The sequence below is a fragment of the Vibrio sp. R11-SG3-ISO3-SZ genome, from assembly GCF_059834345.1.
In genome coordinates, this window is record NZ_JCBDGX010000003.1 from 64,551 (window position 1) to 78,228 (window position 13,678).

14 protein-coding genes and 2 pseudogenes are annotated in these 13,678 nt (G+C 43.0%); 13 read left to right on the forward strand and 3 right to left on the reverse strand.

The genetic code is table 11. The features are described from left to right. The first annotated feature begins 288 nt into the window (after positions 1-288). Positions 289-540 carry a type II toxin-antitoxin system Phd/YefM family antitoxin gene (locus tag AC6R1O_RS00580; protein WP_486018677.1) on the forward strand — a complete coding sequence of 84 codons (252 nt, stop codon included), beginning with the start codon at positions 289-291 and terminating at the stop codon, positions 538-540. Further along, complete coding sequence (locus tag AC6R1O_RS00585) at positions 537-797, forward strand: Txe/YoeB family addiction module toxin (RefSeq protein ID WP_500627388.1); 261 nt, start codon at positions 537-539, stop codon at positions 795-797. The genes AC6R1O_RS00580 and AC6R1O_RS00585 overlap by 4 nt, the downstream gene beginning before the upstream one ends. A gap of 660 nt (positions 798-1,457) precedes the next feature. On the opposite strand, the gene AC6R1O_RS00590 is transcribed toward AC6R1O_RS00585, so the two are convergent. Further along, complete coding sequence (locus AC6R1O_RS00590; RefSeq protein ID WP_500656303.1) at positions 1,458-3,002, reverse strand: methyl-accepting chemotaxis protein; 1,545 nt, start codon at positions 3,000-3,002, stop codon at positions 1,458-1,460. 331 nt (positions 3,003-3,333) lie between these two features. Here AC6R1O_RS00590 and AC6R1O_RS00595 point away from each other — a divergent pair, with 331 nt between their 5' ends. Together AC6R1O_RS00595 and AC6R1O_RS00600 are read left to right on the forward strand one after the other, a co-directional pair. Further along, positions 3,334-3,585, forward strand: coding sequence for a type II toxin-antitoxin system Phd/YefM family antitoxin (locus AC6R1O_RS00595; protein ID WP_486018677.1), 252 nt, complete (start codon positions 3,334-3,336; stop codon positions 3,583-3,585). Then, positions 3,582-3,842, forward strand: a complete 261-nt coding sequence (locus AC6R1O_RS00600) for a Txe/YoeB family addiction module toxin (protein WP_500627388.1) — start codon at positions 3,582-3,584, stop codon at positions 3,840-3,842. Before AC6R1O_RS00595 ends, AC6R1O_RS00600 begins: the two co-directional genes overlap by 4 nt. A 461-nt stretch (positions 3,843-4,303) precedes the next feature. On the opposite strand, the gene AC6R1O_RS00605 is transcribed toward AC6R1O_RS00600, so the two are convergent. Beyond that, positions 4,304-5,077 carry a class I SAM-dependent methyltransferase gene (locus tag AC6R1O_RS00605; protein WP_500656304.1) on the reverse strand — a complete coding sequence of 258 codons (774 nt, stop codon included), beginning with the start codon at positions 5,075-5,077 and terminating at the stop codon, positions 4,304-4,306. A 35-nt stretch (positions 5,078-5,112) separates the two neighbouring features. Continuing rightward, entirely contained in the window at positions 5,113-5,982 is an 870-nt protein-coding gene (locus AC6R1O_RS00610; RefSeq protein ID WP_500656305.1) for an SDR family oxidoreductase, read from the reverse strand. Positions 5,983-6,060: 78 nt separating this feature from the next. Here AC6R1O_RS00610 and AC6R1O_RS00615 point away from each other — a divergent pair, with 78 nt between their 5' ends. The 9 genes and pseudogenes from AC6R1O_RS00615 to ltrA all read left to right on the forward strand — a co-directional run. Next, complete coding sequence (locus AC6R1O_RS00615) at positions 6,061-6,807, forward strand: hypothetical protein (protein ID WP_500656306.1); 747 nt, start codon at positions 6,061-6,063, stop codon at positions 6,805-6,807. After that, positions 6,804-9,362, forward strand: a complete 2,559-nt coding sequence (locus tag AC6R1O_RS00620) for a winged helix-turn-helix domain-containing protein (protein WP_500656307.1) — start codon at positions 6,804-6,806, stop codon at positions 9,360-9,362. Before AC6R1O_RS00615 ends, AC6R1O_RS00620 begins: the two co-directional genes overlap by 4 nt. A 108-nt stretch (positions 9,363-9,470) precedes the next feature. Next, positions 9,471-10,040, forward strand: a complete 570-nt coding sequence (locus AC6R1O_RS00625) for an outer membrane protein (RefSeq protein ID WP_500656308.1) — start codon at positions 9,471-9,473, stop codon at positions 10,038-10,040. Between the two features lie 19 nt (positions 10,041-10,059). Continuing rightward, the gene (locus AC6R1O_RS00630) at positions 10,060-10,296 is read left to right on the forward strand and encodes a DUF8691 family protein (RefSeq protein ID WP_500656309.1); all 237 of its coding nucleotides are present in this window, start codon (positions 10,060-10,062) and stop codon (positions 10,294-10,296) included. Next, positions 10,289-10,867: a GNAT family N-acetyltransferase gene (locus AC6R1O_RS00635; protein ID WP_500656310.1), complete on the forward strand. Its 579-nt coding sequence runs from the start codon at positions 10,289-10,291 to the stop codon at positions 10,865-10,867. The genes AC6R1O_RS00630 and AC6R1O_RS00635 overlap by 8 nt, the downstream gene beginning before the upstream one ends. Further along, positions 10,855-11,223 (forward strand): hypothetical protein, encoded by a 369-nt coding sequence (locus AC6R1O_RS00640; protein ID WP_500656311.1) that lies wholly within the window; start codon positions 10,855-10,857, stop codon positions 11,221-11,223. Before AC6R1O_RS00635 ends, AC6R1O_RS00640 begins: the two co-directional genes overlap by 13 nt. Before the next feature lie 73 nt (positions 11,224-11,296). Beyond that, complete coding sequence (locus AC6R1O_RS00645; RefSeq protein ID WP_500656312.1) at positions 11,297-12,298, forward strand: alpha/beta hydrolase; 1,002 nt, start codon at positions 11,297-11,299, stop codon at positions 12,296-12,298. Positions 12,299-12,311: 13 nt separating this feature from the next. Continuing rightward, positions 12,312-12,428 (forward strand): annotated as a pseudogene (locus tag AC6R1O_RS00650) (type II toxin-antitoxin system RelE/ParE family toxin); the annotation flags it as partial. Beyond that, positions 12,395-13,675, forward strand: a pseudogene (gene ltrA / locus AC6R1O_RS00655) (group II intron reverse transcriptase/maturase); the annotation flags it as partial. The pseudogenes AC6R1O_RS00650 and ltrA, both read left to right, overlap by 34 nt. Positions 13,676-13,678 lie beyond the last annotated feature (3 nt).

The following is a 13,678-nucleotide window of genomic DNA, read 5'->3' on the forward strand; positions in this document are numbered from 1 at the left end:
CTTGCAAGAAATGAAGACACTGATATAAGTCTTTTCACACTTTATAAAAAGGTACGTGAAATTTTGAAAGCACGAACTGACCGACTTAGGCTCTAGTTACACGCTCGGAAACGAGACATTAACGGAGTGCAAATTAGTCGCATGAACACATTTGTCTATGTTTATCCGAGCAGGATGTCAATAACCACCAAACCAAAACTGCCAAAGGTTAGCTGCCTACTTGAGCAATTTGTTATGTGCCGCCACAATATGTACCTAATTACGTACATGAACAGTTTGGAGCGATAAATGGACGCCATTAGTTACACAGCAGCCAGAGCAAACCTTGCATCTACAATGCAAAAAGTCTGCAATGACCATGCCCCTGTCATCATCACACGCAAGAGCGAAGCACCTGTAGTGATGATTTCATTAGAGGACTACGAAGCAATGCAAGAAACGACATACCTCTTGCGTGCCCCTACCAACGCTCGCCGATTACTCGAATCCGTCGCAGAACTAGAATCTGGTAAAGGACAAGAAAGAGAGTTGCTCGAATGAAGTTAACTTTCTCAACCAATGCTTGGGAAGATTATTTGTATTGGCAAAAGACCGACAAAAAAATTCTCAAGCGAATTAATATCCTCATCAAAGATATACAACGTGAACCATATGACGGTATCGGTAAACCTGAGCCACTAAAGCATGGCTTATCCGGTTATTGGTCTCGCCGCATCAACGATGAACATCGAATTATTTATCGGTATCAAGATGAAACAATTCTGATAGCACAACTGAGATTTCATTACGGCACATAAGAGGCAGATATCTTCGCTCGAGACTCTAACTCGTATTGTAACTGCTGTGATTTCACAGTAACCGTACCCCAATGTCTTCGGCCTCAACGAGATCAGTTTTCACGCAAACGCTTAGTCAATAATTTGCTGGTGAACGCTTGCTAATTTTGCACAGCCTGTTGAAAAAATCACTATGAGCACTTCTGGCCCCATTGCAATTTTCGAGCGAATGAACACACACTTCACCTAAGCGCCATTTGACTTACTTTTCGCAATACTAGTAATGTGCTTACATGAAAGGGCTAACATATTTGTATGAGTTCAACCAATACGTGTAATGACCCAGAGAAGAATTGGACATGATATTAGGAATCATTATGAGTAACGAACCAGAAGTAAAACGTTGGACTGTAGTGGTCAACTAAATCCGGACACTTTGTTAGGCCGATTCTCGGCTTTAGCGGGCGGCCCCCCATCATTGTGCTGATAACAAGCAAAGGGGCACTTCAGGTAAACCTAGAAAATAAGAAGGCCTTGAATCGACATCGTTTCCTTTTGCGTTTTTAAACGATGATGCACGAATAAAAACGCAGCATAACTCAGCTCTCGTCATTCCGACATAGTGCAGGTTCGTATCTTCGGCTTATTAAATGAAGAAGGCATTAGCCGTACGACGTTGTATCACTGAAATTGTTTCATCAAACGTTGTAATGCTTCGATTCGTTCAACCAATACGCTCGTACGTTCGATTGATGTTTGAGAGGTAGTCGAAGTTTCGTTCGCTAGTGCTTTGATGTTTGAAACATTACGATTTACTTCCTGAGTTACTGTCGCTTGTTGGTCAATCGCTGTAGCGATTTGTATACTACTGTCCGTAACCATGCTCAGCTTATCGGAAATAGCTTGCAGAATATTACCAGTCTCATTCGCTCGCATATTGCATCGAATAGATAACTCACCTCCTTTCGTCATTGAACTAACGGCACTGTTTGCTGTTCGCTGAAGCTGAGCAATCATAGAGTGAATTTCATTCGCAGAGGCAGCTGTTTTTGAAGCTAGGTTCCGTACCTCACCTGCAACAACGGCGAAACTACGGCCAGCGTCACCAGCACGGGCAGCCTCAATTGCGGCATTTAGAGCAAGAAGATTGGTTTGATCTGCAATAGTTGTGATTAGATCAAGAATCGTTTCAATCTGTTGGCTGTCTTGTGCTAGTCGAGTGATAATAGAACGGGTATGGGTAAGTTCATGGGTTAAGGAGTTGATCTCAGTAATGGTATTCTTGATACTTCTAAGTCCTTCGTTTGACTTTTTGTCTGCTTCCTCGGCTAGTTTGGATGAATTGGCCGCTGACCTAGCCACATCTTCAATCGAGTAGCTGAGCTCTGCAATAGCAGCAGCTACTTGTTCAGTTTCATTGCACTGGCGATCGAGGCTTTGCCCCATGGCTTGAATGGTGCCGAACTCATCTTCAGCAGATAGCAGGATATGACCTGAAGTTTCTGTTGCTCTGGCACAGACCGCGCGAAGTTCAGTACTTTTCATCATTAATGCTAATTCAAGGCGCGAATAATCATCAAAGTGATTTGTGTATAGCTTTTCCATCAAAGGGTTATCATAGATTGATTTTGCTAAGTCTTTAGCAATTTCAAAGCGGCGTCTCTGTATAAACATCAACAACATTAAAAGAGTGCTGATAAGCGCTATCGCAACAGCAGGGATAGTCGGTTGAGTCATCGCTGATGCTATAGAAATAGTAGCGAGAATGGTGCTAAAGATCGCTGCAATACTGTGAAACGCAACTCGAGGCTTAGCTCTGCATGTGTCAACAGAACTCATTTTTTTATAGAGTTTGCTTGCTCGGTCAATCTGCGAGTCGGTTGGCTTAGTCCGAACAGATTGATACTCTATCGTAGAACCATCTACACCTGTAATAGGGGTAACAAAAGCAGATACCCAATAGTGTTTTTCTCCCTTACATTGATTTTTAACTAATCCCATCCAGCTTTTTCCAGATTGAAGATAGTCCCACATTTGCCTAAATGCCGCTTTTGGCATGTCTTTGTGGCGTACCATATTGTGAGGTTTGGCAATCAGCTCCTTTTCATCATATCCAGCTATAGCGCAAAACTCCTCGTTCGCATAAGTTATGTAGCTTTTAGGGTCGGTGGTTGATATTAAGTTTGCTGACTCTGGATAGTCCTTGTTGAGCTGTCTGTCGTTCACTATTAACCGGTCTCTCTGCTTCTTCGGAACTTATTATTATATCGTTCGGTGCTTTGTATATCCGTTGATTTAAGGCAGTGATGTTACGTTACACATAAGCGATTGATATATGATGCAGATCAAGTATCGCATTTATTTATAAAAGCGTAGTAAATCGCCGCTACACCTACGCTTTCTTCTTTTCTAGGCTCGCGATGATCAAAGGTGTTACTTATACACATCAATAACCACCAAACCAAAACCACCAAAGGTTAGCTGCCTACTTGAGCAATTTGTTATGTGTCGCCACAATGTGTACCTAATTACGTACATGAGCAGTTTGGAGTGATAAATGGACGCCATTAGCTACACAGCAGCCAGAGCAAATCTTGCATCTACAATGCAAAAAGTCTGCAATGACCATGCCCCTGTCATCATCACACGCAAGAGCGAAGCACCTGTAGTGATGATTTCATTAGAGGACTACGAAGCAATGCAAGAAACGACATACCTCTTGCGTGCCCCTACCAACGCTCGCCGATTACTCGAGTCCGTCGCAGAACTAGAGTCTGGTAAAGGACAAGAAAGAGAGTTGCTCGAATGAAGTTAACTTTCTCAACCAATGCTTGGGAAGATTATTTGTATTGGCAAAAGACCGACAAAAAAATTCTCAAGCGAATCAATATCCTCATCAAAGATATACAGCGTGAACCATATGACGGTATTGGTAAACCTGAGCCACTAAAGCATGGCTTATCCGGTTATTGGTCTCGCCGCATCAACGATGAACATCGAATTATTTATCGGTATCAAGATGAAACAATTCTGATAGCGCAACTGAGATTTCATTACGGCACATAAGAGGCAGATATCTTCGCTCGAGACTCTAACTCGTATTGTAACTGCTGTGATTTCACAGCAACCGTACCCCAATGTCTTCGGCCTCAACGAGATCAGTTTTCACGCAAACGCTTAGTCGATAACTTGCTGGTAAACGCTTGCTATTTTTGTAATAAGACGTGCTTAGAGCGCATGAAACCAGCATGAGATCTATTTGTGCAACAACTGCTGCACAATTAGGAAATTGCCTGCTTCATCGAATGTCCAACAGGCTGTTAGACAAAGAACCAACGCACGTATTGGGCAAGGAGCATTTAGAGATGAAGTGCTCGAGATATGGGACAAAATACTTGTCCCGTTACGAAAGTCGCGCTGCCTGAGCTACTGATAGCTTCTCATATTGTTTCTTGGGTATTAAATGATGATGAAAAGATCGATGGCTACAACGGCTTCCCTTTCACGGCGATGACAACAACTGCATACTAAAAGTTTTTACGGGCAGAAATAGAATAAATAAGAGGTACTTGTTGATTTTTGTGCAGCATCTGATACCCGGCGCCAGGAACATATTCTAGTCCATCAAAACAGTCATAAGGGCTATAGGGAGATTCAGTGAGTCCTTCAATGGTTAACCCTTCTGCTAATAGAGCGCTGACAACCTCACTAAGCGAGTGGGACCACGTCGCCATAGTTGATGTCGTACCATCGCAGTTTTCAGTGTATGTGCCCTCTTCATCAATATCAGGTGTATTTTTTGGAAAGTAGGAATATCCATTTAGCAAATCGTTGAACGAATGAAACTCGACCAGGTGGAATTGACCTCCAGTGTTTAGTGATCTGGCTATGGTCTTAGCCCAATTAGACAAATCAGACAACCAGCAAAGTACACCGTATGACGTAAATACGATGTCAAATTGCTTGTCGTTGGTGTCGCCGAACTGCACCACATCACTCTCAATAAAGGTCGCTTCTAACCCCAACGATGTTTTCAACTGGTTCGCAGTGGCTATTGCTTTACTGGAAAGATCCACACCTGTCACTTCGGCTCCCAAACGAGCTAAGGACAAAGTATCCTGACCAAAATGACACTGAAGATGGAGGAGCGACTTGCCTTTTATATCTCCCAGCAAAGTGAGCTCGAGTGGGTTGAGCGAACATTTTCCTCTTTTGAATGACTCAACATCGTAAAATTTTGACTTTATGTGGACTTCAGTTCTGGAGTCCCATGCCTTTTTGTTCAATTTTAAGTAGTTCATCTTGTTGCCTGCATTGTCTTGTGTCGTTGTTGATATCACTGATCTAAGAGGTAGAGTTTTCGAAAGTGGTCGGCCAGTTTTCTATCCCCATGCGGGGGGGCTATCATATCTCTTGCACTGACAGTAAGAAAAAACTCTGCGGCTCCTCCTATGCGCTCAGGTAGAGAAGTCGCAATAAACAAAGCTGTTCTTCGTACCCAGTCTGGCAAGTTTGTCACTTTTACGCTTCGGTTCTGAGATTCAAATGCTAACTCTGCTATCTGGCCTATAGATAACATCTCGGGCCCGCCTACACTTAACTCACGATCATTCCTGTCGATGGCTTTTACGCAAAAATCCGCAAGATCTTCACCATGGATAGGGTTTAGTTTCGTTTCTCCGACTCCAAATACATACGCTCGACCCGATTGTGCCATTTTGTAATACGCTTCCAGATCAGAAAAAAATCCGTTCGGTCTTATCACACACGGGATTAAATGTTTTGTGGAGAGCAACTTGTCAGCAAACGTCTCTTTGGCATTGAGCAAACGAACATATCGGTACTCTGGCGCTTTGAATGCCGAAATATAGATAAATTTCTCTACTCCGGCCCGCAGCGCTTCTTCTAGTAAGTTGCAGTTGCCTTGATAATCGACATCCATGTAATTGAAGCCATCTTTTTGCCTTGTGATACCAACACATGAAATAACAATATCTACGTTTTCACAACACCCCTTTAGGCTCTCAGGGCTAGTAACCTCCGCTATTTTAATTTGTGTATCACTAAGCCCTGTTTGCCTTAGCTTTTCAGCATTTCTTGCTAAAGCAAAAACGTCTTCACCTGAGTTTATTAATTCGTTAACAATATGATGGCCGAGGTATCCAGTTGCTCCTGCGACCAGAACTTTTCTTGTTTTACTCTTCACTTTTTTCCTCCGCAATTGAATTTAGTAACGAAAGCTTACATAGAAATCTTAGCCATTAAATCACCATAAGTGGTGATTATGTTTCCTATTGCGATTGGTAGCGTGATCCATTGTTTTGTGTACTCAGGAATCACTGATATGAACTCAATAAACAAGGCTAGAGCCGCACTTTTTGTCAACGTTTTCTGTTTTGTTTATGGATTGGTGTTGTTAATCAGTAAGTTTCAATACTTGCAGGATGAGCAGCTCACTCATGGCCAAATACTGGATATGCTACTGACAGATATCCATTATTTCCTGAGCTGGAATATAATTATTTACCTAATTTACGGTTTGTCACTGCTCCATCTGACCGTTACCTTGTTTTTTGCAGCTAAGCGAAAGACACCGCAAACCGCGACTGGTTTTCTAGTGATGGGAAGCATTTGGTCAGGTTACATGTTGTTCAGTGGTGGACTTGCGGTTGAGCTTATCAATAGCGTTGCAGTTCTCTATCAAAACAATCGAGAACTTGCGGTAAAAATATGGATAACAGGAAGCTTGATTCACGAGAGTGTTGGTGGAGGCAACGAGCTAATTGGCGCTATCTGGGTGGGTCTAATTTCCTATATGGTTCCTCATCAAAAAGGGATATCAACGGCAACCAAACGATTTGGCTATGTTACGACTTTTTTGGGGCTGTGTACCTTGTTTGAATCTTATGAAATCTTCTCTAGCCTGTTCGGAGTTGCCTTGATACTCTGGTTTTTACTATTGTATATAGTGCTTCCAACCTCTTTTCAGACTTGGAAAGGGCGAGAATCATGTACCAGAGCACGTGAATGATCATTAAAACGAAACTTCATATTCCTGAGCCGAAATCAACCTATGTGGTGAGACAGGCTCTATCGGAAACACTAGAGCAAATTACCAATACGAAACTTACGCTTGTGTCCGCTCCTGCAGGTTTTGGTAAATCAAACTTGGTTGCGGATTGGTGTTCCCGAAAGGAAGAAAAGCTCGCCTGGTTATCTTTGGATAGCAATGATAAAAACAGTGACACCTTTCTGAGTTACCTTGTCGCAGCATTCAGAGAGGCGGACATTACCCTTGCGCAAGAAGCATGGGAGCTTGTTCAGGTGCAAAAAGAGGTCAATGCAGACCACGTAACTACCAGCCTGATAAATGAGCTAGCCTATTACCAGGAAGAGCTAACTTTGATACTGGATGATTACCATTTAGCAAGTTCCACAGCGACAGATTCTGTTATCAGTAACTTTCTAGACAGAATGCCTGAAAACATTCACCTGGTTCTTATCACGCGCTCAGATCCATCACTTTCTCTCGCCAGGCTAAGGGCGGAAGGAGAGCTTATTGAAATTCGCGCATCCGACTTAAAATTTACGGATGAAGAAGCTGGGAAGCTGTTGAGCCAAACCTGTCATGCGCAGTTGGAAAAGATCGATGTGGCCGCTGTAAATAGAATAACGGAAGGTTGGGCAGTTGGTTTACAACTCTCATCTTTGGCTCTCAATAGCAATGCTCACCCTAAAGATATAATCACTCGGCTCTCAGGCTCGCACACCTTTATTCTCGATTACCTGACAGAGCAAGTTCTTTCTGGTATGGACGAAAAGGTTCGACACTTTTTATGTGAGACTTTTTTCCTGAAAGAGCTTTCTGTAGAGTTTTGCAACCATGTATTAAACAGGGAAGATTGCGGTGAAATACTTACTTACCTAGAGTCAAACAACATCTTCCTTATCTCTCTGGACAATGAGAGAAACTGGTATCGTTTTCATCACCTCTTTGCTGATGTTTTACGCATTCACGCCCATATCACAGAGGAGAGAATACAGAAGCTGAATTTACGCGCAGCAATGTGGATGGCCAACCAGGGTCGCCTTGTTGATGCGGTTCAATATGTCCGTTGCTGTGGAGAGAAAGAGCTGCTGAAGCTATTGGAAAACCATTGGCCAACCGCACGTACACATTCACATGATTCTCAACTGATAGAGTGGCTGGCGTCGGTCGATATAGAAAGTCTTCAAGCATTTCCAATTTTAGCAGGATATTACAGTTTGGCGCTTTTGCCTCACAACCCCGAGCAAGGAATCTTTTTGCTTGATGCAACAAAGAAACATTTCGAGCGATGTGTCACATCATTAAAGGACCAAGAAAAAACAACTCTGGGTATAGTTAATATCGGGCAAGCCTATATTCATGCAGCTCAAAGTAATACCAGAGAAGTACTTGAGCGCGTTCGTAATGCTTTGAGTGTGTTACCGACAAAAGAGCAAGTTTGGCGAGGCTCATCCCGAGCCTTAGAAGGTATAGCGTTATGGCGGGATGGTGAAGTTTCTGGTGCGGAACGTAGCCTTATAGCCGCCGTAGCCAATATGGACCGCTCTGAAGATCTCAGTGCTAAAATCACAAGCCGTTTTTTGCTGGGAGATTTCTATTACCAGTTTGGCTGGTTGAATAAGGCTAGGTCTGTTGTCGAATCGGCGATTGATAGGGTCGATCAAAGCAGAAGCTATACCGTCGAAGGGAGTGCTGATGTATACCTGCTGCTTTCAGAAATTGAGTTTGAGCAAGGCAACATTGAAAGCGCATTAAGTTTGCTTGATACCGCTCAGCAGTTTGGTCCTTCAGGCTCTATGCAAGAAACAAAATACCGTTATCCACTCATTTCTGGAAGGATTGCTTCTTTAGAGAATCGTATTGAAGATGCTATAAAGTACATCAGCGAAGCAGAGGCTCTATATGCTGAAACGCCCAATCCATGTCATCGTCCACCCTCGCTCTGGAAAGGTATTATCCTACTCAATCAGGGCAGCCGTGAATTACTCACAAAACAGACTCCTTGTTCCACACCTTTTTATATTAATAGCCTAGCCTATTTAACTTATGTCATTACACAGCCAAACGAACGAAGTGAAATCACAACGATGCTAGATAATGCCTTCTCTGAGGGTGCTCCACCTACATTACAGTTTGTTCAGAAAGTGGTTTGTGCTATCGACGCTGAAGCTAACAAAGACAAAAAATCTGCAGAGGATGTACTTAGACAAGCTGTATTGATAATGGCCGAAAACAGCGCTTATGTATGGCGAACAGAGATCAAAGCATTACATGAGCTATTTACAAGATATGATTTATCACCGAAAAAGCTATCAACAACGATGTCAGTAGACTCACTGGTTGAACCTTTAAGTGCAAAAGAGGCGCAAGTCTTAAACTGGCTAGACACTGAACTCAGCGGCCCTCAAATTGCGTCAAAGCTGTTTGTTAGTCTCAATACGCTCAGAACTCACACAAAAAACATCTATTCAAAGCTTGGCGTGAGTAACCGCCGCGCCGCCATAAATAAAGCGAAGTTACATAAATTACTCTCTTGAACCAAACTATTATAAATCACATCATCTGGTGATGTGTGTAAAGAGCCCTGTGGGTAATCTAGCCATTAAGCAAACCCGCTTAACCTCTCAGTAAAACAAGGGCTCATTATGAATTCAAAACTTAACTCGCTGGCAATGTCCGGCTTAATATTGCTTTTCGGTACAGTCGTTAACGCTGCAGAAAACCATTCTTCCTTTAAAGTGTTGCTTGGTAGTAAATCGCTGGACTCTAACTGGGGAAAAGATGACTCAATGGACACAATTGGATTTCAATCTACCTACCAACCCGCATCGCTGCCTTTTGGCATTGCCCTGGATTTTTTCGGAAGTGGGAATGAAAGCAAGGTTGGTGGGAACACGGTCGAAACAACCGTAGGTGAAATCAACCTCGGACTCAGGTACCAACCCACGATGTTAGCAGGTGCTTTTTTGCCCTATTTGGGGGCTGGGGTCAGCTATGTTTCAGTAGAACTGGAAGAATACAGTTCAGGTGTTAAAAGAAACTACGAAGATACCGGTACCGGCTATTGGATTGGAGGTGGCATCGATTATCTATTTGCACAGCAGTGGTCAATTGGTATTAATGCACGCTACTCCAGTGCTGATGTAGAACTCAATGGAGAAACGCGTGATGCCGGTGGAGTTGGCTGGGGAGCGAATATCGGATACCGCTTTTAGTCAGCAAGTGAGGTGGATTATGTGTAGTATGCACAATGAAGGGTTCGGTTATTTTAGCGTATATGTAGAAGAGAATTTATCTCCAGACTGGCAACAAACTTTTTCAGGAGTAACCGTACAAAAAGTAGCAAGTGGAACCTGTATTGAGGTTTATTGCAAAGATATGTCAGAGCTTCACGGTATCATGAATTTAGTTTTCAATATGGGGCTGAAATTGCAAGCAGTCATCAAAGAAGGGTTTTCTGTAGATGTTTAAATTGGAAACGGAGCGATTGATACTTAGAGATATGCAGCTTGAGGATGAGGCGACCTTCGTCGCTATTTCTCAAGATGCAAAATATCAGCGTTTCTATGATCAATCGGATTGTGAACCGAATAAGTATCGCAAACTGACAAGGTTGTTTATTGAACAAGCATGCGAAAGACCAAGAAAATCTTATCAATTAGCCATTGAGCACAGAATGACCGGGCAATTTATTGGAACAATCTGCTTACGCCTTGAAAAAGAAAACCAAGCATCGGTAGGCGCTGGGCTATCTAGAGAGTACCAAGGTAGTGGACTGATACGGGAAGCTGCTCAGGCATTGGTGCAGTATGGCTTTTCTAATCTTGGAGTTCATCGTATATACGCAGAAACCATCAACCAAAACCGGGCAGCCATTAGGCTTTGCCAAGCTCTAGGCATGAGAAAAGAGGCTCACTTTAGAGAAAACCGTTACTTCAGAGGTCAATGGTGGGATACGGTCGTGTTGGCTATCCTGCGAGATGAGTGGGATGGGAGCAGTCAATCAAAAGATAAACACGGACGCAAAGTATGGTTCACTTAGCTGCTTCTACCTATATATTCATTATTCTGGGAGTGATTGTTTTTCAGTTCTGCCTTATTACTGGGGCGCCTTGGGGGAAAGTGACTCAAGGTGGCCGCCACCAAGGCTCGTTGCCTATCTCAGGACGGGTCGTTGCTGGCATCTCTGTCACGTTACTCATCTTTATGGCGATAGGTATCGCCTCCGAGGCTAAGCTGATTGCCGGTTTACCGAAATGGGTCCTCTATACTGGACTGACCATACAGGCTTTGAGTGCCCTTTTAAACTGGATTACGCCCTCCCGAATAGAGAGGCTCATATGGGCACCCATTACCACTCTGATGTTAGCATTGGCACTTTATGTCGTATTTATGTAATTGTGTAACATTAACTTTGGTTCGAGACTTGGATAATGTCATGCTCGGATGAGTTATCAATAGAGCACAAACTATGATGTTTATCTTAAAATTATTGATAGCTTCTCCGCTGATTTACTTTGTGATTGCTTTGTCCCTACTTTCTCTACCTTTTAGTAGAGAGAATTCCGACAAAGGTTTAGATTTTAACGTTCTACATATTGATAGTGCTCCTGAAATTGATATCGCTGAAAAACATTATACTGCGCGCGATGGAAGCGACCTTTTTTATCGCTTCCTGCTCGGGGACTCAAAAGTTATTGTTGTCTTAATCCACGGTTCTGGCACAGACGGAAGGTATTTGCTTCCTTTGGCGGAAAGATTAAATGTTTCTCTAAATATATCTGTTGTATTACCTGACCTCCGCGGCCATGGAAAGTCTGCATTGGGGAGTATGGGTGACGTAGATTACGTGGGTCAATTGGAGCACGACCTTGAAGATTTAAAAAAAGAGCTTGCATCTAAATACTCTGATTACAAGGTCATCCTTGGAGGGCATTCGTCTGGTGGAGGACTGGTTGTTAAGTATGGTGGCAATGAGCTTGAAAAATACGATGGCTATATCATGTTAGCGCCATATTTAGGCTACAAAGCACCGACTGTTCGCCCGAACTCTGGAGGGTGGGTGCAAGTTAGAAAAGCCAGATACGCTGGGTTAGCTATGCTTAACAACGTAGGAATTAAACTGTTCAACCATCTGTCAGTACTATATTTTAATCGACCTGTAACTATTGATGACGAGCTTCAAGTAGATAGCTATACCTTTCGGATGAACGAGTCTTTTTCTCCTCAGTTTTTTTCTGCTGACCTACAAGAAAACAACAGCAACATTCTAGTGTTGGTTGGAGAGAATGACGAAGCATTTTATGCTTATAAATTTGAGAAAATTTTTAGGAAAAACGCACCGCAAACTGACTTGAGAATAATATTCGGTGCTAAACATCTAGACTTGCCAAACAATCAAGAAACGGCTGATATCATGCTGGCATGGCTCGGAAAAATATATGATAAGAATTTGAAGCGAACAAACCGATGAAAAGCATATTTGAAAATACCGAAATGAATATCTCAGCAATGATGAGTTTAGGCTTTTTCAAGCTGAGTTAATGTCTAGCCCGAAGCAGGGTGACCTGTTAAGCGGGTATCACAAAATAAAGGCAGTAAAACGCCTGGAATTGACGGCGTTATGTGGAATACAGATACGCGCCGCATGAAAGCAGTCAATCAATTGAGCAGACAAGCTTATCAAGCCAAACCGCTCAAGCGTATCTACATCCCCAAGAAAAACGGCAAACTCAGACCACTGGGTATCCCCTGTATGGTCGATAGAGCGCAGCAAGCGCTTCATCTTCTTGCACTAGAGCCAGTATCAGAAACACTTGCCGATCCTAACAGCTATGGATTTAGACCAAACCGAAGCACTGCTGATGCTATCGCGCAGTGCTTCAAGTGTCTGGCACTAAAGAAATCAGCTCAGTGGGTACTTGAGGGAGACATCAAAGCCTGTTTCGACAAGATTGGGCATCAATGGCTTATGAACAACATTGCCGTGGATAAACGCATGTTGGAACAATAGTTAAAGTCTGGTTTTATGGACAAAGGGCTGTTCTATCGTACAGATGAGGGAACACCTCAAGGCGGGGTTATATCCCCCACCTTGATGCTAATGACCCTTGCAGGACTTGAGCAGCGCATAAAGTCTACCGCTCTCAAAAAGGGGGCAAGAGCTAACTTTATTGGATACGCCGACGATTTCGTCGTCACCTGTGCTTCAAAGGAAGTGCTGGAGAACGATATCAAACCGTTGATTGCTGATTTCTTAGCAGAAAGAGGCTTAACACTCTCCGAAGAGAAAACGCACATTACTCATATCAGTCGTGGTTTTGATTTCCTAGGTTTTAACCATAGGAAGTACAAAGGAAAATTGCTCATTAAACCGAGCAAATCCAACACACTGTTGTTCTTGAGTAACTTGCGCGAACTCATCAAAAAGCACGCAACTATCCCCGTCAACGATTTAATCAAATTGATAAATCCGAAACTACGGGGCTGGTCGAATTACTATCGACACTGCGTGGCCAAACAGGTATTCGGATATGTGGGTCACAAGCTATTCCATACGCTATGGCACTGGGCTAAAAGGCGTCATCCAACCAAGTCGAGAACTTGGATCGCTCTTAAGTACTTCATCAACCGTCAAGGCCAATGGCAATTTCACGGTTGGCAGAAGATCATGAATATGGATTGTCAGTTCAATCTGTTTCAAATAGCCAAGGTGCCAATAGAGAGACATGTGAAAATCAGGAGTGCCGCAACGCCTTTTGACCCTCAATACCAAGAATACTTGGCAAAGAGAAAGTCAAAAAGGCAATGTCGTAACTCTTGGCATGAGCCTGCTCTCGCTGCTTTATAAGTT